Genomic DNA, 21,355 nt, shown 5'->3' with positions numbered 1-21,355 from the left:
TTCTGGGATGACCGGCGTTGCGTTAGTCGGCCAGCCCCGACTGGTAGGCGAAGACGACGAGTTGGGCGCGGTCCCGCGCGCCCAGCTTGATCATCGCCCGGCTGACGTGGGTGCGCGCCGTCGCCGGGCTGACCACCAGGCGTTCGGCGATCTCCTCGTTGTTCAAGCCCTCCGCGACCAGGCCCAGCACCTCGCGCTCGCGTTCGGTGAGCGTGTGCAGCTGCGGGTGCGGTCGGCGCGACCGCGGCGCCATCGACACGAACTCCCGGACCAGCTGCCTGGTCGCCGACGGCGCCAGCAGCGCCTCACCGCCGGCGACCAGCCGGATCGCCCGGAGCAGCTCGACCGGCTTGGTGTCCTTCAGCAGGAATCCGCTGGCTCCGCCGCGCAGCGCGGCGAAGACGTATTCGTCGATCTCGAAGGTGGTCAGCACGATCACCTTGGTGTCCGGCAGATCTGGGTCCGCAGTGATCCGGCGGGTCGCCTCCAGACCGTCGACGCCGGCCATCCGCACGTCCATCAGGACCACGTCCGGGCGGTGCTCGCGCGCCGCGACCACCGCCGTCAGCCCGTCGGCGGCCTCGCCGACGCAGGTCAGGTCGTCCTCGCTGTCGATGAGGGTGCGCAGGCCGATGCGCACCAGGTCCTGGTCGTCGACGATCAGCACGGTGATCATGGATGTCCTTCGATGGGCAGGCGGGCTTGCACTTCGAACCGGCCGTCCCCGGTGGGACCTGCGGTGAACTCGCCACCCAGCGACGCGACCCGCCGCCGCATTCCGGGGATGCCGAGCCCGCCGCTGTCGTCCGGCGAGCCGGTGAGCGGGTTGGTGACCGTGATTACCAGGGCGTCGGTCGCGTAGTCGACGGTGACCTCGGCGCGCTTGTCGCCGCTGTGGCGCAGCACGTTGGTCAACGACTCCTGCAGGATCCGGTAGCCGGTCAGGTCGACCGCGGCGGGCAGCTCCCGCGGCCGACCCGTCGTGACCAGCTGGACCTGAACACCGGCTTCGATCATCCGCTTCCGCAGGTCGTCGAGCCTGGCCACGCCCGGGGTCGGGCCTGGCGAGGCGGTCCGGCGCACCACGGCCAGTGTCGCGCGCAGCTCTTCCAGCGCATCGCTGCTCGTGCGGCTGATCGCCGCCAGCGAGACCTCCGCCTGCTCCGGCTTCTTCGGCAGCACGTGCAGCGCCACGTCCGCCTGCATCTTGATGGCGGCCAGCCCATGCCCCACGACGTCGTGCACCTCCTGCGCGATTCGCAACCGCTCGTCGTCCACGCGCTGGCGCAGCACCTCGGCCCTGGCCCGGGACGCTGCCTCACGCTGCAACCGGACGACACTGCCCACCGCGAACGGCACCACCACCCACGCCGAACCCGGGATCACCCCGAGCAGGCCGGGCACCGCGGTTGCGCTGGTGAAGATGTGGACCAGCAGCACGACGAGGGCGGCGAACGCCGTCGGCACCGAGGTGGCCGGCGGGCGGTGCCTGGCCAACGTGTAGACCGCGATCATCAACGCCAGCAGGACCGGGCCGTAGGTAAAGCCCAGAACCAGGTACGTCGAGGTGAGGGCGGCGGCGACGAGCAGCGTCACCACCGGTTGGCGACGCCGCAGCACCAGGACCAGCCCGGTGGCCGCCACCAGTACCAGGCCGACGCCGTCGATCGGCCGGTGCGCGGTCGCAGTCCAGTGGTCGGCACCCAACGTGCCGACGATGCCGGTCAACGTGATGAGGACGGCGAGCACGGCGTCCCCGATCAGCGATTTCATCGCGCGCATGTTCGCAGTCTCCGCGATGCGGGCGGCGCAGGGGTCGGCCGAGGAGCGAACATGCCTCTACTCTTCCCGACGTAGCCGACGGTGCCACGCCAGTTCGGGGAGTCGTTGCAGCCACCCACGGGGACCTGGGCTCTCGCACTTGAGGGCGGCGTCGGCGAGCAGCGGGTGGTGGCCGTCTAGCAGGACGATGTCGGCCGCGCCTACTAGTTCGGCGATCTCCGGTGCCTGCCGCACCTGCACGCGGTGGTGTCGATGTGGTCCGACATGTGGACCGCTGGATTGCGGGTGCGACGAGTCGGGGAGCGGTGTACAACGAGGGCGTCACGCGGACAAGACGTGCCGCCCGGTGCGCCTGCGCAGCTGCCCGCCTGTTTCCAGGAGGTGCTGTGCCGTGAAAATTGTGTGCATCGGAGCCGGCCCCGCTGGGCTGTACTTCGCCATTTCGACGAAACTGCGGGACGCCGGGCACGACGTGACAGTAATCGAACGCGATCCGCGCGGCGCCACTTATGGTTGGGGCGTCGTGTTCGGGGATGATCTGCTGGACATGCTGTACCGCAACGACCGGGGAAGCGCTGAGCGGATCCGCGCGGCGTCGACGTTGTGGCAGGGACAGGTCATCGAGATGTGCAGCCAGGACAAGGCGTATCTCGGGGGGTACGGCTACAGCATCAACCGCGCCACGATGCTGGAGATCCTCGCCGAGCGGGCGACGGACGTCGGGGCGCACATCGAGTACGAGCGCGCCGTCGACGACCTTTCCGAGTTCTCCGACGCCGACCTGATCGTGGTGGCCGACGGCGCGAACAGCCGGATCCGGGGGCAGTACGCCGACGAGTTCGGCACCCGGGTGGACCAGGGGCGCAACCCCTACATCTGGCTGGGCACGGACCGGCGGTTCGACATGTTCACCTACGACTTCGAGGAGACCCCGGAGGGCTGGATCTGGTTCCACGCCTACCCGAGCAGCGCCGGGGGCAGCACCGTCGTCGTCGAATGCCAGGAGCTGGCCTGGCGGTACCTGGGCCTGGATCGGCTAGGCCACGAGGAGGGCACGCGGGTGCTGGAGCGGATCTTCGCCCGCCCGCTGCGGGGCTGTTCGCTGGTCAGCCAGTCCCGCGGGAAAGCCGCTTCGTGGCAGCGCTTCACCCACGTCTACAACGAGTCGTGGCTGCACGACAACATGATCCTGATCGGCGACGCCGCGCACACAACGCACTTCACCATCGGTTCCGGAACCAAGTTGGCGCTGCTGGATGCGGTAGCGCTCGCGCAGAACCTGTTCGACCACGGCGACTCGAACGCAGCGTTGAAGGAGTTCGACGAGCAAGGCCACGCGCAGCTGCGCCTGGCGCAAGCCGCCGCGCGCACCAGCATGGCCTGGTTCGAGAACGTCGACCGCTACGCCAACAGCAACGCCGTGGACTTCACCTTCGCAATCGCCAGTCGGTACGGCCCGCATCCGCCGTGGCGGTACCAGCAGCACCTCGTGAACCAGAACTTCTTGGTGCGCAAGGGAAAGTTGCTTGCTGGTACCGGCCAGCGGTGGTTCCGCGCGCGTCGGCGCGGCGAATCCTGGCGCTAATGCGGCGTCCTAGCCGGGCATGTGCCCGTCCATGTGCCCGTCCATGTGCCCGTCCGGTCGGGCCCGAGTTTCCGGCGGTCCGACCGGACGCTCCGGGTGGTGCAGCCGGTAGAGGTGGGCGTAGCCGTTGTTGTTGGCCAGCAGCTCGTCGTGGGTGCCGGCTTCCGTGATCGTCCCGCGGTCCAGGTAGATGATCTGCTGCGCGTCGCGGACCGTGAGCAGGTTGTGCGAGATCACGATGGTGGTGCGCCCGGCCATCAACCGGCGCAGTGGCGCCAGGATCCGCTGCGCGGCTTCGGCGTCCAGGCTCGTCGTCGGCTCGTCCAGTAGCAGGATCGGGGCGTCGCGGATCATCGCGCGGGCGATCGCGATGCGCTGCCGCTGCCCTCCGGAGAGCAGGCGGCCGCGCTGCCCGACCCGGGTGTCGTAGCCCTCCGGTAGCTGCTGGATGAACTGGTGCGCGTCGGCGGCCTCGGCCGCCTCGACCAGCTGATCGCGGGTGGCGTCCGAGCGCCCGGCCAGGATGTTGTCCGCGATGGTGCCGTCCAGCAGCAGGGTTTCCTGCAGCACGATCGCGATGTTGGCGCGCAGCGCGTCCAGGTCCACGGCCCGCAGATCGATGCCGTCCAGCAGGATCCGGCCGTGGGTGGGGTCGTAGAAGCGCAGCAGCAGCTTGGTCAGCGTGGACTTGCCCGCGCCGCTGGTTCCGACCACTGCGGTGGTTTGCCCCGGCAAGGCGCAGAAGCTCACCCCGCGCAGCACGTCGGCGGTGGTGTCGGGGTAGCGGAAGCCGACCCGGTCGACCTCCAGACGGCCGGTGATCCGCCGCGGCAGCGGGATCGGATGCGCCGGGTTCTGAACCAGTGGGCGCTGGTCGAGCAGGTCGATGATGCGCTCCGCACTGGCGGACGCGGCGAAGACGGTGTTGGACAGCTGGCCGAGGCTGCGCACCGGCGTGTAGAGCTGGGACAGGTAGACCAGGAACACCAGCAGCCCGCCGAGGCTGATCCGGTCCGCCGACAGCTCGTAGATGCCGACGCCGAGGATGGCCATCACGCCGAACACTTCCAGCAGGTCGACCAGCGGGGAGAACAGCGCGCCGACTCGCACCGAGGCCATCGCGGCGGCGACGTTGCCGCGGCTTTGCCGGGTGAAGCGGTCCACCTCGGCCTGTTCCCGCCCGTAGGCCTGGATCAGCGGCGCGTTGCCGAGGCTTTCCTCGGCGACGGTGGAGATCGAGCCGCTGCGCCCGCGGACCTCGCGGGATGCCTCCCTGATCCGCCGCGCGAAGAACTTGGCGACGACCCAGAACAGCGGGGCCCCGACCAGTGACACCAGGGCCAGCAGCCAGTCGAGGTAGAACAGCACCCCGGCGAACAGCAGGACCTTCACGACCGAGGCGAAGGTCTGCGCGACCCCGGACAGCACCAGGCTCTCGATGGCGGCCACGTCCCCGGTGAGCCGGGACAGCGTGTCGCCGATGCGCCTGCGGTCGAAGAACCCGATCGACAGGGTGTGCAGGTGGGCGAAGACCTTGGTGCGCAACTTGTTCAGGAAGTTCTCGCCGATCCACGTCGCGAGGTATTGCCCGCAGAAGTCCAGCACGCCCGACGCCAGTGTTATCAACGCGTACGCCACCGCGATCGCGGGAAAGAGCGAGAAGTTGCGTGGGGTCAGCACGTCGTCGATGAGCACCTTGAACAACCAGATCGCGGCCGCGTCCAGCAGCGGCGATACCAGCACCAGCACCAGGCTGACCAGCAGCCAGCCGCGGTATTGCCGCGCATCCGGCCAGAAGCGGCGGAAAACCTCGCGCACCCGCACCGTCGGCGCGCGCTCGACCAGCCCCTCGGTGTCCCGTTCGGCCGGCCGGAACAGCCAGTTCACCAATCCCGGCAAATCATCACCCCCACTTACAGGCGTAGCTCCCACCCCGGGAGGAGTGGGAGCTACGCGTCTACACGGTCCTGTGGACGTCTAGGACGGTCCTGTGGACGTTAGGGCTCATCACCAGCAGCCCCAACCGCCCCAGCCACCCCAGCCGCCCCAGCCGGAGCCCCAGCCAGAGCCCCAGCCGGAGCCCCAACCGCCCCAGCCCCAGCCGGAGCCCCAACCGCCCCAGCCGCGGAACCGGTCGAACCTGAACGAGTCCTTGATCTGCATTCCCATCACCATTTTCGGTCGATGCACGTCACGTGCCGGATAACCCTGAGATCCGGCGCGCGCTTGCATGCAGCGCATGGAGATTCCAGTCCCCCGCAGACCACCCGAGCGGAACGATCTGGGCCCTGGATCGAACGTGTGCCCGGTGGGAGCTTTGCGAACTGCGGACCGGCCGGAAATCTTTTCTCCTGCGCCGGGCCACTTCGCTGGTGAGTCGGTCTTCCCCAGTAGCCGATGTCATTTGGCACTGACCTCGGCCGGCTCTTTCCTCGATGTGACCGGTTCCCACCTTAAGCGGTCCACCCGGGGAGGACAAGCTGGCTTTCGTGTTGTTTCGGCGGATTTTTTCGCCTTTGCAGACCGCATAGGCGCCGTTCGCGAGGGATCCGGGTATTTAGTCCCGAGCTTTTTCCCGTGCTTTGTTTCGGTGTTGAGGGAGTGGGTATTGAGCACGATCCTTTTTAGGTCGCTGGCCGCGCTTTCACATGCGGGAAATCAATCATGGGCATGTTTTCGGCGAACCTGGATCCATTGGGTTGGAAAGTATCGGACAGCGCAGTTGGTTAATAAATTGTCGGCGATGATGCCCGTCGGACGTGCGCAGTCCTGGCCGGTCAGCCGGCGAATAGGTGCTGGAAGAACGTCGTCAGCGAATTGGCCATTGCGCTGATCGCCGACACCAGCAGGTCGAACCCGGACCGGACGGCGTCCGCCGACCCGACCGGGTCGCGGACCAGCAGCGAGCCAAGTACGACGACCACGAGCGCCACGACCACGATCACGGCCTTGCGGTCCATGAGCTCAGCCCCCTGTCCTACCACCCTCGACGCCGACGAGACCCTACCCGGCGGCCACCGGCAGCTCACCACCCGCGTGGGGAAAGCCGATCACATCCGGCCGCCGATCACAACCGGCCGCGCCGGTCGCGCCGGGAGATGGGCCTGGTCAGCCGGAGGCTGACGCGGGAACCGGTCCGGTAGGGGAGCTCTTCCAGGTGGGTGCCGCCGCGGCGTTCGGTGTGCGAGGCTCGGAGAACGACGGCGAAGTCGAGTTCCCTGGAGCGCCGATGAGCAGCCCGGAGTATCAGCACCTGCGGACCGAACAGGATGGTCCGACCGTCCGGATCACCATGAACCGCCCCAAGAGCCGCAACTCGTTGTCCGCGGCGCACCTCGCCGAGCTGCGGCAGGCGTTCGAGGCGGCGGCCGAGACGAAGGCGACCGGGATCGTGCTGGCCGGCGCGGGTCCGGTGTTCAGCTCCGGGCACGACTTCGGTGACATGGCCGAGCGCGACCTGGCCGGGATGCGCGAGCTGCTGCGGTTGTGCGAGTCGGTGATGCGCACCATCCATGCGGTTCCGCAGGTGGTGATCGCGCGGGTGCACGGGCTGGCGGTGGCGGCCGGTTGCCAGCTGGTGGCCACCTGCGACCTGGCGGTGGCCGCCGAGTCGGCCGGTTTCGCGCTGCCCGGCGGCACAGGCGGCTGGTTCTGCCACACGCCGGCGGTGCCGGTGGCCCGCTCCATCGGCCGCAAGCGGCTGATGGAGATGGCGCTCACCGGCGATCCGATCGACGCCGCGACCGCCGAGCGCTGGGGCCTGGTCAACCAGGTGGTGCCCGACGCGGGACTGGACGAGGCCGTCGCGGCGCTGCTGGAGCGAGCGACGCGCGGCAGCAGGCAGGCCAAGGCGGTGGGCAAGCAGACGATCTACGCGCAGCTGGACCGGCCGGAGGCCGACGCCTACGCGATTGCCACCGAGGTGATGGCCGCGACCTCGCAAACCCCGGACGCGCGCGAACGGATGCAGTCGTTCCTGGAGAAGCGCGCCCCGGCCTTCGGCGACTGAGCACCGAGATCGCGGTCCGCGCAGGCACCATGACTTTCTGCCCTGGACCGACCAGTTGGCGCTGCGAACGATGGTGCTTGACCCGGAGTTCGTGAGGATGTGGTAGTGGATGGCACACGTCTCTGCGCCATCTTATGACAGCGTGTGTTCGGCGCTGTCCCTGACGTGTCGAGCGCCCTCGGTGCACAACTGCCAACCATGGAGGTGGCTGCTCGCCGAGCGATCACTGCAGCTCTTCCTGGACCTTTCGCGACTGCCGGAGGAGCTCGATCCGGCGGGGCGCGCGCAGGTGATCAGCTGTGGCGCCGCACTGAACTACGTACGGGTCGCGTTCGCCGCGCTCGGGTGGCGGGCGTTGGTACACCGCCTGCCGAACCCGGCCCAGCCCGGACACCTGGCGTCGATCCAGTTCAGCCCGCGCGATCACGTCTCCCCGGAGATGGTCGCGCTCGCCGGTGTCGCGGGTCAGCGGCGCACCGCGCGGTGTTCATTCCGCGCGGAGCCGGTTCCGCCGGAGTTGTTGACGGCCCTGCGGGCCGCGGCCGAGACGGAGCACGGCGTCCTGGTGCGGGCCGCTGAGCACCGCTCGCTCCTGGTCGACGCCCTGCGGAGAGCCGGGCAATACCGGGAAACCCCCGAATACCAGAAGGCGATCGCCGATCTGGACGATCCCGAACCGGCGGTTCCGGTGCTGACCGACGAAGCGGTGCTCGCGGTGCTGGCCACCCGCGGCGACCGCGTCGACAGCTGGCTGGCGGTGGGGGAGGCGCTCAGTGCGGTCCTGCTGGCGGCGGCGCGGGAGGGACTGGTCACTTGCCCGCTGAACCAGTTGGGCGAGGTAGCCGAGGAGCGGGAACGGGTCCGGGCGGCGGTCCTCGGCGGTGCGGGGCATCCCCAGTTGGTGCTGCGCCTGGGCTGGCCGGCTTCGGACGAGCCGCTGCCGATGATGCCGCGCCGGGTGCTGGCGGACTCGATGGAACTGCTGCCGCCGCGCCGTTGATCGTGCACAGTAGAACTCTACTGTGGACTTCCAATGGTCACCGGGGACGCCCGTTCAGGAGGCTTGGCGCGTGCAGGACAACGGGTTTCGAGCAGGCCCAGCAGACGCGAAATCGGTGCGCCGCTGGCGGCGCCGGCTCGCCGGCGAGCACGAGGAGGCCAAGGTCTACCGGGAACTGGCCGCCCGGCGCTCCGGCGAGGAGCGGGAGATTCTGCTGGGGCTCGCCGAGGCCGAGGAACGGCACGCCGCCTACTGGGAAGAACTGCTCGGCGACGAGGTCGGTCCGAAGCGGCGCGGCCAGTTCCGGATGCGGCTTCTGGTGTTCCTCGCCCGCCGGTTCGGTTCGGTCTTCGTGCTCGCCTTGGCGCAGCGTGCAGAAAGCCGCACACCGTACCGCTCCGACAGCGACGCGCCCCCGGCGATGGCCGCCGACGAGCGGATCCACGAAGAGGTGGTACGGGCCCTCGCCGCGCGCGGGCGGGCCCGCGTTTCGGGAACTTTCCGCGCGGCGGTGTTCGGCGCCAACGACGGCCTGGTCAGCAACTTGGCGCTGGTGCTGGGCGTCATCGGCGCGAACGTACCGACCTCGACCGTGCTGCTGACCGGCTTGGCGGGGCTGCTGGCCGGCGCCCTGTCGATGGGGGCCGGCGAGTACATCTCGGTGCGCTCCCAGCGGGAACTGCTGGCCGCGGCCGCCCCGAATCCCGACGCCCGCGCGGTGGTGCCCTACCTCGACGTCGATGCGAACGAACTCGCGCTGGTCTACCGGGCCCGGGGGATGTCCGCCGACGAAGCCCAGCGCCGCGCGGAGGCCCTGTTGCGCGACCCCAAACCGCCGGTGCCGCCCGAAAAGCCCGCCGACCACCACGAGATCGTCGGCACCGGCACGAAGGCGGCGCTGTCCAGCTTCGCCTTCTTCGCCTCCGGCGCGCTGGTCCCCGTGCTGCCGTTCGCGTTCGGTCTCACCGGCGGCCTCGCCGTCCTCATCGCCGTCGTGCTCGTGGGCCTAGCGCTGATGCTCACCGGCGCCGCCGTCGGCGTGCTCTCCGGCGCCGCGCCGCTGCGCCGCGCCTCGCGGCAGCTCGCCATCGGCGCGGGAGCAGCGGCAGTGACCTACCTGCTCGGGTTGATCTTCGGCGCGACCGTCGGGTGAGCGATCACCGGTCCAGCCGGGCCATCCCGGCGGGCGTGTAGCGCTCGCCGGCGGCGGCACCGGGCGGGAACAGCTCGGACAGCTCGGCCACGACCGCCGGGTCCAGCTCGGTCGTGGCGGCGTGGATGTTGGCCTGCACCCGCTCGATGCGGCGGCTGCCCGGGATCGGCACGACGTCCTCCCCCTGGGCCAGCAGCCAGGCCAGCGAGAGTTGCGCCGGGGTGAGTCCCAGCGCTTCGGCCCGCTCCCGCAGCGGCCGGGTCAGCTCGATGTTGCGGCGCAGGCTCTCCTCCTCGAAGCGCGGGTACCGCTGCTTGCGCACTTCGAGGTTCTCCACGTCCGAGGCGCTGCTGAAGGCACCGGTCAGCACGCCGCGGCCCAGCGGCGAGTACGCGATGAGCGCGACGCCGAGCTCCCGCAGCGCGGGCAGCAGTTCGGCCTCCGAGTCGCGGGTGAACAGCGAGTACTCCTGCTGCACCGCCGCGATCGGGTGCACCGAATGGGCGCGGCGCAAGGTTTCGGCGCTGATCTCGGACAGGCCGAGGTGCCGTACCTTGCCGGCCTGCACCAGCTCGGCCATCGCCCCGACCGTTTCCTCGATCGGCGTGGCCGGGTCGAGCCGGTGCAGGTAGTAGAGGTCGATGTGGTCCGTGCCGAGCCGGGCGAGGCTGGCCTCGACCGCCTGGCGCACGTACTCGGGGCGGCCGCCGCCGATGTCTTTGTTGGCGCCGAACTTGGTGGCCAGCACGACCTCGTCGCGGCGCTTCGCGAGCAGGCCGCTGATCAGCTCCTCGTTGTGCCCGTCTCCGTAGGCGTCGGCGGTGTCCAGGAAGTCGACCCCGAGGTCGAGCAGCTGGTTCAGCAGGCGGGCCGACTCCGCGTCGTCGGCGGCGCCGTACACCCCGGACAGGCCCATCGCGCCGTAGCCGATGGCGCTCACCAGTGGGCCACTGCGACCCAATCGACGACGGGGCAGGGACGGTTGCGACACGTGCGCTCCGATCAATGTGGTTGGCTTTCGGTCCTGCTCCCAGCCTAGTCCCGCCCGGTCGGCCGGCTCAGCATCTGGACAGACCACAAAGGACGATCGAAGTCGGCGCGCGCTTCCGCCTTTACCCGCGGTGTGGTCTGGTCGAGACTCGGAGCTTCGAGTGCGAGCGAGGAGAACTTGGCATGACGGAGCTGGCTGACCTCACGGCCGTGGATCTGGCGGCGGCGTACCAGGCGGGCGAGATCTCGCCGGTCGAAGTCATGGATGCCGTGCTGGAGCGCATCGATTCCTACGAGCCCAAACTGTGCGCCCTCTACGCGCCGGACCCCGAAGGTGCGCGCGCTGCAGCGCAGGCGTCGGAACAGCGTTGGCGTGCCGGTACCCCGGCGGGGCCGATCGACGGGGTTCCGGTGACGGTCAAGGAGAACATCGCGACGAGGGGAACGCCCGTGCCGCAGGGCACCGCGGCCACCGAGTTGTCCCCGGCTGGCGCAGACGCCCCCGCCGCGGCGCGTCTGCGGGAGAGCGGCGCGGTGATCTTCGCCAAGACGACCATGCCCGATTACGGCATGCTCTCCTCGGGAGCGTCGAGCTTCCACCACCTCTCCCGCAACCCTTGGGACCTGGGCCGCACCCCCGGCGGTTCCAGTGCCGGGGCGGGTGCGGCGGCCGCCGCCGGATACGGGCCGCTGCACGTGGGCACCGACATCGGCGGCTCGGTGCGGCTGCCCGCCGGGTGGTGCGGCGTGGTCGGGCTCAAGCCCAGCTTCGGCCGGATCCCGGTCGCCCCGCCGTACCCGGGCCGGGTCGTCGGCCCGCTGACCCGCACGGTCGCGGACACCGCGCTGCTGACGGCGGTGCTTTCGGCGCCGGACGCGCGAGACCACACGGCGCTTCCCCCGGCCGGTGTCGACTGGACGCAGCTGGACTGCGACGTCTCCGGCCTGCGCATCGCCCTCCTTCTCGACCAGCGCGTGGGGCTGCCCGTCGAACCGGCAGTCACCGCCGCCGTGACCGCCGCGGCGCAGCTCTTCGAGTCGGCCGGGGCCGTGGTGGAACCGATCGACCCGTTCCTGTCCCGCGAGATGCTCGACGGCATGGACCGGTTCTGGCGGTTCCGGTCCTGGACCGACATCTCGGCCCTGCCCGCGGAGCGCCGCGCCAAGATCCTGCCGGGCATCGCCCAGTGGGCGACCAGCGCCAAGGACGTCTCGGCCGCCGGCGTCTTCCACGGCTTCAGCCAGATGGATGCGATCTCGGTGGCCGCCAACCGGGTGGTCCGCGACTTCGACTTCGTGCTGTCCCCGGTGGCGCCGATCCCGGCGTTCCCCGCTGAGCAGGCCTACCCGACCGGCGACCCGATGCGCGCGATGGAGCACATCGCGTTCACGCTGCCCTACAACATGTCCGGCCAGCCGGCCGTGTCGGTCAACTGCGGCTGGACCCCGGAGGGCCTGCCGATCGGACTGCAGATCGCGGGCAAGCGCTTCGACGACCTGGGGGTGCTTCGCCTGGCCCGGGCCTTCGAGCAGCTCCGCCCCGCGCAGCGCCCCTGGCCGAGGTTGTGATCACCAGGTGTGCGGGTCGTCGCCCCAGCGCTCGGGGATTCCGGCGGTGGCCAGGTCGATGGCTTCCTCCACGAGCTCGACCAGCCGCTCCAGGTCTCGGCGCGGGTCGGCGCACATCGCCTCCAAGCCGATGCGCAGCGCGCCCCAGACCATCCCGACCAGCACCCGCGGCCGCATGTCCCGGGCCGGGTCCACGCCTTGCCGCGCGGCGATCTCCGCGGTCAGCCGCTCCTCGCTGCCGGCCGCTCGGCGGAGGTTGCCCGCCAGCAGCGGCGGAGTCTTGTTGATCAGGTGCTGGACGTGGAGGAACCGGCGGACGTCGTCGGAGGCCGATTCGCGGATCATGCCCAGTACTGCGTGCCGTAGGGCGGTCAGCGGCGGATCGTCGGCGGGCCGGGCGGCGAGGGCGTCGAGCACGAGGTCGTCGAACTCGGCGCCCTTGGCCAGGGCCACGTCCTCCTTGCCTGCGAAGTAGCGGAAGAACGTGCGTGACGAAATTTCCACCTCGGCGGCGATCTCGTCGATGGTGGTCGCGTCGTAGCCCTTCGCCAGGAACAGGTCCAGGCCCGCGTCGATCAGGGCGGCCCGCGTGCGCTGCTTCTTGCGGGCGCGCAGGCCACCATGGTCGGTCGGGACGGTCATGCCACTCATTGTGCCAGGCCGCGACATAAGTCATGTCGCGACAATTGGCATCGACTGACATTTTCTGTAGTGTCGGTCCCGACCGCATCCTACTACCGGCGGCTCGCGACGAAGGTCTCGATGCCGTCGAGGATCCGCTGCAGGCCGAACTCGAAGGCGTGCTCCGGGTTGTGCGCCGAGCCGTGGGCCTCGCCCGCGGCGGCACCGACGCGGGCGGCGGTCGGGTAGCGCTGCGGGTCGAGGAGCCGGCCGAGCAGCGGGGCGTGCGCACGCCACCATTGCTCGTCGGTCATCCCGCTGCGTCGCTCGACCTGCGCCATCTCCACCGAGCGGCGGGCGGCGGCCTCGGTGTGCCCCAGCACCAGGCTCAGCACGGAGTCCATCTCGACCTCGGCGAGCCCCAGCTCCGCGACCGCGCCCAGCTCGTAGTCGTACTTGGCGATCGCGTTCGGCCCCACCACCGCGCGCCCGGCCGCGACCTGCAGCATCCACGGATGGCGGCGGTAAAGCGCCCAGTTCTCCCGGGCGACCTGCGTCACCCTGGCGCGCCAGTCCGATTCGGTTTCGGGGCGGGCGGTCTCGCCGTAAACCGTGTCGAGCATGACGTCGATCAGCTCTGCCTTGCCCGGCACGTACGTGTACAGCGACATGGTGCCGACGCCGAGGTGGTCGGCGACCCGGCGCATGGAAAGCGCGGCGAGCCCGTCGGCGTCGGCGATCTCGATCCCGGCCCGCACGATGCGGTCCACGCCGAGGTCGGAACGCCCCTTTCGGCCGCTGCCCGGCCCGTCGTGGGTCCGCCACAGCAGCGCCAGGCTGCGCGCCGGATCACCGCCGCCGCTGTACTCGGTCGCCATCGCACCCGCCTCCGTACTCCGTACGACCAGATCGTAGGAGAGCGGTCGGCGCCCGCCGCGGGGTGGACGGCGGTCACTCGGCGGGATGCGACTGCAGCCACTCAGCCCAGGTGATCTTGCCCCGGCGACCGCCCGGGCAGGTCATGTCGGTGGCGATGCGGCGCAGCCGCTGCGGCGCCGGGAACCCCACCACCCGGCGGTCGCTGCCGCGGGCGCGCTGCCAGGTCCGCAGCGCATCGCGGAGGGTGAGCACTTCAGGGCCGCCGAAGTCCTCGCGCCGCTGCCCGGCACCGTCGCGAATGCATTCGACCAGGTAATCGGCGAAGTCGCCGACGTCAACGGGCTGCGTGGGCAGCGCGCCCGGAAGCGGCAGCACCGGCAGCCGGGACGCCCGGTTGAACATCCGGTCCAGCAGCCAGTGGAACTGGGTCGCGCGTACGATCGACCAAGGCACGTCGGCAACGCTGACCAGCTCTTCTGCGGTGTGCTTCAGTCGCAGGTACGGCATCGCCGGCCGGTCCACGCCGACGATCGAGACGTACAGGAAGTGCCGGACCCGGGCCGCGGTGGCAGCTTCGAGTAACCGGCTGGTGCCGTCGACGTCCACGTCGGGCGGGCTGCGCCAGAAGTCGACCGGGTGCATGAAACCCCGCTGCGCGACCGGGGAATACGTCGCCGCGTGCACCACGGTGTGCGCGGCGGCCACCGCCTCCGCGACACCTTCTCCGGTGGTGAGGTCGCCCCGCACCCACTCCATTTCGGGGTCGGTGCCGGGGCGGCGAGTCAGGACCCGCACCCGGTGCGTGGGCTTGAGCAGGCGCACCAGTTCCCGCCCGAGGTGTCCGGTTCCGCCGGTGATCGCGATTGTGTCCATGTCGGCACCCCCTGGATCAACTGTCTCACCGCGGTGCCAGGGTCGCGAAGGCTAGGGGTTCAGACCCGTGATGCCGTCGATGACGCCACCGAGATCCGGCAGCAGGCCCGGGTGCGTCGGCTTGGAGCTGCTCGGCGGGGTCGGCTCCGGCTCGGAATGCGAAGGCGGGGCCGGCTCGCTCGGCTGCTCCGACGGCTGCGTGGTCTGGGACGGCTCGGAGGACTGGGTCGGCTCCGGCTGCGAGGACTCCGCGGGGGTCGAGGTCCGGGAAGTCGACTTCGGCGCCTTCGTGGTTTCCGGGGCCGCAGTCTGCGCGGGCCGCTTGGTGGTCGTCGGCGCGGTGCCGGTGGTGGCCGGTCCAGGCTCGGGGGTCTCGCTGGCGACCAGCCGCGGCTCCGGCGTCGGGGCGGTCAAGTCCGGGACGGTGGGAGTGACCTGCGGCACGAGGAACTTCGCCCCGGACTGGGCGGCGGCCACCTGCGGAGCCGGCTCCGGCGCTGCCTGCGGCGCGTCGGTGCGGTGGTAGGCGCTGCTGACCGCGATCACGGTTAGGGACACCGCGACCGCGTAGCCGATCACCCGCGGGGGAGTGGCGTGTTGCCACGTCTTGGGTTCCACCCGCCGGTGGCGGCCCCGAGTGCGGGCTCGCGGCAACGACGACCTACCCATTGCTGTCACCCCACCTGTCGGCCGTATGGTCTGCTCGCGACGCCGCCGTTCACTCGAACGAGTGAGGGCGGCCGGTCGAACCCTACGACACTGCGGGTCCGGGTCGCCAGCCCCCCGGTCCGACGGGGATTACAAGATCATCACCGGTGGGGCGGTGGTGCGGCCGCCCGGCGGACCAGAACGGCCCCGCCGCAGGCGAGGCCGGAGTCCATTCTGGATGATCAGCGGTGGCCGATCAGGCGGATCTCGCGCCGCAACTGCGCCACCGCATCCTTCAGGCCGTGGCCCGACGACTCCTTGCCGTCCAGCACATCGGTGAACATGACAACACCCAAGATCAGCACGAACAGCAAGGCCACAACGACGACGAACATGTTACTCACCCCTTCTGCCCAGAACTATCGATCAAGGCCGCCGTTCGTTACTGGCTATCCGGCGGATGTGTCGCGGGACGCACGCGGCGGAGCGGACGGGTGCGGGCGCCGAGGCGTGCCGCCCATAGGATTGCGCCGTTGTCCAGGACCGGCCGAACGGGTGGCTCCGGCCAAAACCCGCGAAGACTAGCCTGAGACTAGCCTGGAGAAATGGCGAAGAACCGGCCCAATCCAGCGCAATGGGTCTGGTACGCCTTCGGTGGCAGGCTTCCGGACCGGTGCGCCGAGTGGGTGTTGCACGACGTCACCTGCCCGACTTGGGTGCTGCGGCACCTCGCCCGCGCCCTCACCCAGCTGGCGCCGTTCTGCCTCCTGGTGCTGCTGCCCGGTCCGCTGTGGATCAGGCTGGTCTCGATCCTGCTGGGCTTGCTGGTCGGGCTGTTCTACTCGGTCTGCTACCTGGGCGAGACGGCCGAACACCGCGCCATCAAACACGGTTTCGCGCCGGGTGTCGCACGCGAGACCCGGGAGCTGCGCCGGGACGTGAACCGGGCGGCGAGGCACGGCGTCGGCTACCAGCCGTGGTGGGAATAGCGGATAGCGGCGGATGAACCAGCTCAACGCTGCCAAGGGCGACTCCACCACCAGTGCGACCCGGCGTTGGCCGACACCGAAATAGCCGTGTACTGGACGGATCGCGCCGACCGGCCGACGTCGCCGGGACCGCTGCCCGGCGATGACCGGGCGGACCTCTTGGTGGCGGGCGGCGTAACCCTCCTCGACAGTCCCGGCATCGGCATCGGCCTCGGCAGCTGAGCGAACGGCCCGTTTGTCTCGTCTGCCGGAGTCAACGGGCCGTTCGCCTAGGTCGCTAGGCGTCGGGGTCGATCCAGTCTCGGTCGCCTTCTTGTAGCCAGTCGCTGATGCTGCTCAGCTTCGAACCGAGCACGTCGGCCTGTTCTGGGCCGATCAGGATGTGCCGCCCGGCCGAATCGGTGACGCGCACTTCGGGAATCCGCAGTGCGACGGTGACCGGCCCCTTGCCGGCCTGCGCCGGAATGTGCCAGGACTTTTCCGTGGCGGTTTCGGACATGATCCGCAGTTCTAGTTCGGTCCGCTTCCGTGCGAGCTCGCCGCTCATACCCTCTCCCGAATTGATCTCATGTTTGCCCTGGTCGCAGGGTTGACGCAGTGAAGCTCGCACGATGCAATGCTTGCAAGCAATCATCCGATCAGGTCATTGTGGACGGTCCGCTGGCTTCGAGATCCTGATCAAAACAACGCTTCGCAGGAGGTTGCCATGCCGGGGAACCGCCATACGTCAGTACGTTCTCGCCAGATAGCAAACGAATTGCGGCGATATCGGGAGAAAGCGGGGCTCAGCTGCACTGAAGCAGGTGCCAAGCTGGGGGTGTCCGGTAGCAAGATCAGCCGCATCGAGACCGGCGTCAGCGGCCTGCAGATCGAGGACGTGGCGGCACTGCTCGGGCTCTACCACGTCCCGGCTGTGGAACGGCACACGTTGGTCGAGTTGGCCAAGAGTGCCGATCAGAAGGGCTGGTGGGAACGGCAAACAGGCTTGCCGCATAACTGGAAGAACCTCATGGAGTTCGAAGCCAAGGCAAGCCGCATCCAGAACTTCGAGACGACGTTCGTCCCAGGACTGCTGCAGACGCCCGAGTATTGCAGGGCGATCATCCAAGGCATCGACGCCACTTTGACCGAGGAAGAGCTCGACCAGCTCGTCGCGGCGCGGATGGCGCGCCAGATCGTTCTCAGCAGGAGCCGAGCGCCGCAATTCCTTGCTGTGATGGACGAAACCGTTCTGCGTAGGCCTATCGGTGGGTCTGGTGTCATGAAGCGGCAGTTGCAGCACCTGTTGAACGTTGCAGGTGCGAGCAATGTCAACCTCCTCGTGGTCCCTGTGTCGGCAGGTGCCTATGTCGGTCTGCACGGTGCCTTCTTGGTGCTTGAGTTCGATGAGGAGCCCGACATTGTCTACGTGGGCAATCACTACACCGAGCTGTTTCTGGAGGAAGATCAGGACTTGGCTTCCTACCGCCTAGCGTTGAGGAATATCCTTCATGCAGCCCTTGCATCGGGCGCAACGGGCGATCTGATTAGAAATATCGCCGCTGAGCACTGACCACACGAGGAGCGTGGATGTCTGCGCTAGAGTTGACCAATGCCGACTGGCGCAAGAGCAGCCGGAGTGGGGCGAACGCCAACTGTGTCGAGGTCGCGTTTGCCGGGCCCGGCGTCGGGGTGCGGGACTCAAAGGACACCGACGGTGCCGTCTTGGCCTTCCCGGCCGATCGGTGGTCTCGGTTCGTCGAGTCGCTGCGCTGAAGGCGGGCCATGGATCTGCGCAGCACGAACAGGCGGCCGACGCTGGCGCCCGGCCGCGCCCGGCGCGGACGCTGGTGACGCACGTGGTGCGTCGTGCTGGTGAGATAGGTGGTGCAGTCTGCCGTCGGCTACTTGGAGGAATGACATGGGCAAGGTCACGGCCAGCGCGGAGCGCCGGACCGGCGCATCCGCGGAGCAGGTGCGGACGATCATCGCCGACTACGCGCAAAGCAGGCCGAAGATCCTGACCGAGCACTACCGGGACTACGCGGTCGTCGAAGGCGGCACGGGTGCGGGAACGATCGCGACCTGGAAACTCCAGGCGACCTCCAAGCGCGTGCGCGACGTCAAGGCCGTCATGAGCGAGCCCGAATCCGGCAAGCTCGTCGAGACCGACGCGAACTCCAGCATGGTGACCACGTGGACGGTGCGCGAGGAGAACGACGGCTGCCTCGTGCGGATCGAGACCACGTGGGAAGGCGCGAAGGGAATCGGCGGATTCTTCGAGCGAACGTTCGCCCCGGGCGGCCTCAAGCGCATCTACTCCGAAGTCCTGGACAACCTGGACGCGCTCGCCAAGCAATCGTGACAGCGGTGTCGCGCTCACCGGACGAGCCGCGGCGAGCACGACACACCGGCGCTTCGCCTGTTCGAAGGAATTCGGGTGGCGGGGTGCCGGTGTCTTTCTGGCATCTTCGCTCGCCGCACCGCGTGTCCCGATCGCGTCGCGCCGAACGGGAACTCTGGGTAACCGCTTGATCATTGCGCGTGGTGGCCGCTGGTCATACCTTCAGTGAGCGGGCCGACCGGCTCGTCATGGTCGCCCTCCGAACGTCGTCTTAGAGGGCATCACGGACCGAAGGGGTGCAGCGCAACCATGCCCAACATCGTTCGTGCGGCGCTGGTCCAGGCGAAGTGGACCGGCGACACCGCCTCGATGGTCGACCAGCACGAGAAGCACGCCCGCGCTGCCGCCGGCCAGGGCGCCCGGATCATCGGCTTCCAGGAGGTCTTCAACGCCCCGTACTTCTGCCAGGTGCAGGAGGCGGAGCATTACCGCTGGGCGGAGCCGGTTCCGGACGGCCCGACCACGCAGCGGATGTGCGCGCTGGCGCGGGAACTCGGCATGGTCGTCGTCGTGCCGGTCTACGAGATCGACGGCCCCGGCTTCTACTACAACACCGCCGCCGTGATCGACGCCGACGGCAGCTACCTTGGCAAGTACCGCAAGCACCACCTGCCGCACCTGCCCGGGTTCTGGGAGAAGTACTACTTCCGTCCCGGCAACCTCGGCTGGCCGATCTTCAACACCGCGGTCGGCCGGGTCGGCGTCTGCATCTGCTACGACCGGCACTTCCCGGAGGGCTGGCGGGCGCTCGGGCTGGCCGGCGCGCAGCTTGTCTACAACCCGTCGGCGACCAGCCGCGGCCTCTCCTCTTACCTGTGGAAGCTCGAACAGCCCGCCGCGGCGGTCGCCAACGAGTACTTCATCGCGGCGATCAACCGGGTCGGCGTCGAGGAGTACGGCGACAACGACTTCTACGGCACCAGCTACTTCGTCGACCCGTACGGGCAGTTCGTCGGCGAGCCCGCCAGCGACACCGACGAGGAACTCGTGGTGCGCGACCTCGACTTCGACCTGATCGACGAGGTCCGCCAGAAGTGGGCGTTCTACCGCGACCGGCGCCCCGACGCCTACCGCCTGCTGACCGAGCCGTGAGGGAGCGACGATGACGAGCACGCACTCCGAGTTGACCAAGCGGCACCGCGCGGTGCTGCCGGACTGGCTCGCGCTGTACTACGACGAACCGATCGACATCGAGCGCGGGGAGGGTCGGCACGTCTGGGACGCCGAAGGCAACCGGTACCTGGACTTCTTCGGCGGCATCCTCACCACGATGACGGCGCACGCGCTGCCCGAGGTGACCGCGGCGGTCAGCGCGCAGGCCGGCCGGATCCTGCACAGCTCGACGCTGTACCTCAACCGCCCGATGATCGAGCTCGCGGAGCGGGTCGCGGAGCTGTCCGGCATTGAAGACCCGCGGGTGTTCTTCACGACCAGCGGCACCGAGGCCAACGACACCGCGCTGCTGCTGGCCACCGGCTACCGCGCCTCGAACCAGGTGCTGGCGCTGCGCAACAGCTACCACGGCAGGTCGTTTTCGGCGCTGGCGGTGACCGGCAACCGCGGCTGGTCGCCGACAAGCCTGTCCCCGGTGCAGACGGCGTACGTGCACGGCAGCCGTCGACGCGGCACCCCGCTCGCCGGTCTGCCGGACGAGGAGTTCACCGCCGCGTGCGTGTCCGATCTGGAGGACGTGCTCGGGCAGTTGCACGGCAACGTCGCCTGCCTGATCGCCGAACCCATCCAGGGCGTCGGCGGGTTCGCCAGCCCACCGGACGGATTGTTCGCGCGGTTCAAGGAGGTCCTCGACCGGCACGGCATCCTGTGGATCAGCGACGAAGTGCAGACCGGCTGGGGGAGGACCGGCGAGCATTTCTGGGGCTGGCAGGCACACGACGCCAACGGGGCACCGGACATCGTCACCTTCGCCAAGGGCATCGGCAACGGCCTTTCGGTCGGTGGCGTCATCGCCCGCGCCGAGATCATGAACAGCGTCCGCACGAACTCGATCTCCACCTTCGGCGGAAGCCCGATCACCGCCGCCGGGGCGCTAGCCAACCTCGAGCACCTCCTCGCCAACGACCTGCAGAGCAACGCCGCGCGCGTTGGTGCGGTCCTGCGCGAGGAGCTAGACGCAGCGCTCGGCCGGGTCCCGGCGGTCGTCGACGTGCGGGGCAAAGGCCTGATGATCGGCGTCGAACTGGCGCACGCCGACGGAACGCCCGCGCCGGAGATCGCCACCGAGGTGCTCGAATCGGCCCGGCGGCGTGGCTTGCTCATCGGCAAGGGCGGGCTGGACGGCAACGTGCTGCGCATCGCCCCGCCGCTGAGCCTCACCGAGGCCGAGGCGCGCGAGGGCGGCCGGATCCTGCTGGCGGCGCTGGAGGAGGCGGGGCGGCAATGAGCCGGACGATTATCCGCGGTGGCCTGGTGATCACCGCGACCGAGGAGACCCGAGCGGACGTGCTCGTCGACGGCGAACAGGTCGCCGCGATCGCCGCGCCCGCCGTCGCCGAACAATGGGTGTCCACTGCGGACAGCGTGATCGACGCGTCCGGGCACTACGTCATCCCGGGCGGCGTGGACGGGCACACGCACATGCAGATGCCCTTCGGTGGGACATTCGCCTCGGACACGTTCGAGACCGGGACCCGGGCCGCTGCGTGGGGCGGTACCACCACGATCGTCGACTTCGCGATCCAGCCGGTCGGCGGCTCCCTGCGCGAGGGCCTGGACGCTTGGCACGCCAAGGCTGATGGGCAGTGCGCGATCGACTACGGCTTCCACATGATCCTCTCCGACGTCGGCGACGAGGCGCTGAAGGAGATGGACGTGCTGGTCGCCGAGGGGATCACCAGCTTCAAGATGTTTATGGCC

At 69.4% G+C, this 21,355-nt stretch carries 26 protein-coding genes; 13 read left to right on the top strand and 13 right to left on the bottom strand.

Annotated elements, in window-relative coordinates:
* Positions 1–22: 22 nt before the first annotated feature.
* Genes ACRXBZ_RS00130 through ACRXBZ_RS00120 form a run of 3 tightly spaced genes read right to left on the bottom strand, consistent with a single transcriptional unit; the run spans position 23 to position 2,022 of the window.
* Positions 23–676 carry a response regulator gene (locus ACRXBZ_RS00130; RefSeq protein ID WP_433877201.1) on the bottom strand — a complete coding sequence of 218 codons (654 nt, stop codon included), beginning with the start codon at positions 674–676 and terminating at the stop codon, positions 23–25.
* Positions 673–1,782 carry a sensor histidine kinase gene (locus tag ACRXBZ_RS00125; protein WP_433877200.1) on the bottom strand — a complete coding sequence of 370 codons (1,110 nt, stop codon included), beginning with the start codon at positions 1,780–1,782 and terminating at the stop codon, positions 673–675. Before ACRXBZ_RS00125 ends, ACRXBZ_RS00130 begins: the two co-directional genes overlap by 4 nt.
* Before the next feature lie 57 nt (positions 1,783–1,839).
* Entirely contained in the window at positions 1,840–2,022 is a 183-nt protein-coding gene (locus ACRXBZ_RS00120) for a hypothetical protein (RefSeq protein WP_433877199.1), read from the bottom strand.
* A 151-nt stretch (positions 2,023–2,173) separates the two neighbouring features.
* On the opposite strand from ACRXBZ_RS00120, the gene ACRXBZ_RS00115 reads away from it, so the two are divergent.
* Positions 2,174–3,367: an FAD-dependent monooxygenase gene (locus ACRXBZ_RS00115; RefSeq protein ID WP_433877198.1), complete on the top strand. Its 1,194-nt coding sequence runs from the start codon at positions 2,174–2,176 to the stop codon at positions 3,365–3,367.
* Positions 3,368–3,376: 9 nt separating this feature from the next.
* On the opposite strand, the gene ACRXBZ_RS00110 is transcribed toward ACRXBZ_RS00115, so the two are convergent.
* The 3 genes from ACRXBZ_RS00110 to ACRXBZ_RS00100 all read right to left on the bottom strand — a co-directional run bounded on the left by ACRXBZ_RS00110 (position 3,377) and on the right by ACRXBZ_RS00100 (position 6,327).
* The gene (locus ACRXBZ_RS00110; RefSeq protein WP_433877197.1) at positions 3,377–5,254 is read right to left on the bottom strand and encodes an ABC transporter ATP-binding protein; all 1,878 of its coding nucleotides are present in this window, start codon (positions 5,252–5,254) and stop codon (positions 3,377–3,379) included.
* A 120-nt stretch (positions 5,255–5,374) separates the two neighbouring features.
* The gene (locus tag ACRXBZ_RS00105) at positions 5,375–5,530 is read right to left on the bottom strand and encodes a hypothetical protein (RefSeq protein ID WP_433877196.1); all 156 of its coding nucleotides are present in this window, start codon (positions 5,528–5,530) and stop codon (positions 5,375–5,377) included.
* 614 nt (positions 5,531–6,144) lie between these two features.
* The gene (locus tag ACRXBZ_RS00100) at positions 6,145–6,327 is read right to left on the bottom strand and encodes a hypothetical protein (RefSeq protein WP_433877195.1); all 183 of its coding nucleotides are present in this window, start codon (positions 6,325–6,327) and stop codon (positions 6,145–6,147) included.
* 269 nt (positions 6,328–6,596) lie between these two features.
* Here ACRXBZ_RS00100 and ACRXBZ_RS00095 point away from each other — a divergent pair, with 269 nt between their 5' ends.
* From ACRXBZ_RS00095 to ACRXBZ_RS00085, 3 genes are all read left to right on the top strand, one after another.
* A complete protein-coding gene (locus ACRXBZ_RS00095) occupies positions 6,597–7,376 on the top strand; it encodes an enoyl-CoA hydratase-related protein (protein ID WP_433877194.1) in 780 nt (259 codons plus the stop codon).
* A 109-nt stretch (positions 7,377–7,485) separates the two neighbouring features.
* Entirely contained in the window at positions 7,486–8,376 is an 891-nt protein-coding gene (locus ACRXBZ_RS00090; RefSeq protein ID WP_433877193.1) for a nitroreductase family protein, read from the top strand.
* Positions 8,377–8,446: 70 nt separating this feature from the next.
* A complete protein-coding gene (locus tag ACRXBZ_RS00085; protein ID WP_433877192.1) occupies positions 8,447–9,529 on the top strand; it encodes a VIT1/CCC1 transporter family protein in 1,083 nt (360 codons plus the stop codon).
* A gap of 4 nt (positions 9,530–9,533) precedes the next feature.
* On the opposite strand, the gene ACRXBZ_RS00080 is transcribed toward ACRXBZ_RS00085, so the two are convergent.
* Entirely contained in the window at positions 9,534–10,472 is a 939-nt protein-coding gene (locus tag ACRXBZ_RS00080) for an aldo/keto reductase (protein WP_433883761.1), read from the bottom strand.
* A 230-nt stretch (positions 10,473–10,702) separates the two neighbouring features.
* Here ACRXBZ_RS00080 and ACRXBZ_RS00075 point away from each other — a divergent pair, with 230 nt between their 5' ends.
* Positions 10,703–12,088 carry an amidase gene (locus ACRXBZ_RS00075; protein WP_433877191.1) on the top strand — a complete coding sequence of 462 codons (1,386 nt, stop codon included), beginning with the start codon at positions 10,703–10,705 and terminating at the stop codon, positions 12,086–12,088.
* On the opposite strand, the gene ACRXBZ_RS00070 is transcribed toward ACRXBZ_RS00075, so the two are convergent.
* The 5 genes from ACRXBZ_RS00070 to ACRXBZ_RS00050 form a co-directional block, all read right to left on the bottom strand.
* Positions 12,089–12,730: a TetR family transcriptional regulator gene (locus ACRXBZ_RS00070; RefSeq protein ID WP_433877190.1), complete on the bottom strand. Its 642-nt coding sequence runs from the start codon at positions 12,728–12,730 to the stop codon at positions 12,089–12,091.
* A gap of 92 nt (positions 12,731–12,822) precedes the next feature.
* A complete protein-coding gene (locus ACRXBZ_RS00065; RefSeq protein ID WP_433877189.1) occupies positions 12,823–13,587 on the bottom strand; it encodes a TetR/AcrR family transcriptional regulator in 765 nt (254 codons plus the stop codon).
* Positions 13,588–13,660: 73 nt separating this feature from the next.
* The gene (locus tag ACRXBZ_RS00060) at positions 13,661–14,461 is read right to left on the bottom strand and encodes an SDR family oxidoreductase (protein ID WP_433877188.1); all 801 of its coding nucleotides are present in this window, start codon (positions 14,459–14,461) and stop codon (positions 13,661–13,663) included.
* A 51-nt stretch (positions 14,462–14,512) separates the two neighbouring features.
* A complete protein-coding gene (locus ACRXBZ_RS00055) occupies positions 14,513–15,130 on the bottom strand; it encodes a hypothetical protein (RefSeq protein WP_433877187.1) in 618 nt (205 codons plus the stop codon).
* A 221-nt stretch (positions 15,131–15,351) separates the two neighbouring features.
* Positions 15,352–15,504 (bottom strand): hypothetical protein, encoded by a 153-nt coding sequence (locus ACRXBZ_RS00050; RefSeq protein ID WP_168584138.1) that lies wholly within the window; start codon positions 15,502–15,504, stop codon positions 15,352–15,354.
* A gap of 210 nt (positions 15,505–15,714) precedes the next feature.
* On the opposite strand from ACRXBZ_RS00050, the gene ACRXBZ_RS00045 reads away from it, so the two are divergent.
* Together ACRXBZ_RS00045 and ACRXBZ_RS00040 are read left to right on the top strand one after the other, a co-directional pair.
* A complete protein-coding gene (locus ACRXBZ_RS00045) occupies positions 15,715–16,098 on the top strand; it encodes a DUF5313 family protein (RefSeq protein ID WP_168588877.1) in 384 nt (127 codons plus the stop codon).
* Positions 16,099–16,185: 87 nt separating this feature from the next.
* Entirely contained in the window at positions 16,186–16,320 is a 135-nt protein-coding gene (locus tag ACRXBZ_RS00040; RefSeq protein WP_433877186.1) for a hypothetical protein, read from the top strand.
* Positions 16,321–16,375: 55 nt separating this feature from the next.
* On the opposite strand, the gene ACRXBZ_RS00035 is transcribed toward ACRXBZ_RS00040, so the two are convergent.
* Complete coding sequence (locus tag ACRXBZ_RS00035; protein ID WP_433877185.1) at positions 16,376–16,645, bottom strand: hypothetical protein; 270 nt, start codon at positions 16,643–16,645, stop codon at positions 16,376–16,378.
* A gap of 159 nt (positions 16,646–16,804) precedes the next feature.
* Here ACRXBZ_RS00035 and ACRXBZ_RS00030 point away from each other — a divergent pair, with 159 nt between their 5' ends.
* The 6 genes from ACRXBZ_RS00030 to ACRXBZ_RS00005 form a co-directional block, all read left to right on the top strand.
* Entirely contained in the window at positions 16,805–17,650 is an 846-nt protein-coding gene (locus tag ACRXBZ_RS00030) for a helix-turn-helix domain-containing protein (protein ID WP_433877184.1), read from the top strand.
* Between the two features lie 17 nt (positions 17,651–17,667).
* Positions 17,668–17,853 (top strand): DUF397 domain-containing protein, encoded by a 186-nt coding sequence (locus tag ACRXBZ_RS00025; RefSeq protein WP_433877183.1) that lies wholly within the window; start codon positions 17,668–17,670, stop codon positions 17,851–17,853.
* Between the two features lie 145 nt (positions 17,854–17,998).
* Complete coding sequence (locus ACRXBZ_RS00020) at positions 17,999–18,442, top strand: SRPBCC family protein (RefSeq protein WP_433877182.1); 444 nt, start codon at positions 17,999–18,001, stop codon at positions 18,440–18,442.
* A gap of 288 nt (positions 18,443–18,730) precedes the next feature.
* Positions 18,731–19,573 (top strand): nitrilase-related carbon-nitrogen hydrolase, encoded by an 843-nt coding sequence (locus ACRXBZ_RS00015; protein ID WP_433877181.1) that lies wholly within the window; start codon positions 18,731–18,733, stop codon positions 19,571–19,573.
* 10 nt (positions 19,574–19,583) lie between these two features.
* Positions 19,584–20,882, top strand: coding sequence for an aspartate aminotransferase family protein (locus ACRXBZ_RS00010; RefSeq protein ID WP_433877180.1), 1,299 nt, complete (start codon positions 19,584–19,586; stop codon positions 20,880–20,882).
* Positions 20,879–21,355, top strand: a 477-nt coding sequence (locus ACRXBZ_RS00005; RefSeq protein ID WP_433877179.1) for an amidohydrolase family protein, incomplete at its 3' end; no start/stop codon positions are given. The genes ACRXBZ_RS00010 and ACRXBZ_RS00005, both read left to right, overlap by 4 nt.

The organism is Saccharopolyspora hattusasensis (assembly GCF_050972075.1).
Taxonomy (GTDB): Bacteria; Actinomycetota; Actinomycetes; order Mycobacteriales; family Pseudonocardiaceae; genus Saccharopolyspora; species Saccharopolyspora hattusasensis.
The sequence above is the reverse complement of the archived record's forward strand: the minus strand, read 5'-3'. Positions and strand labels throughout refer to the sequence as shown.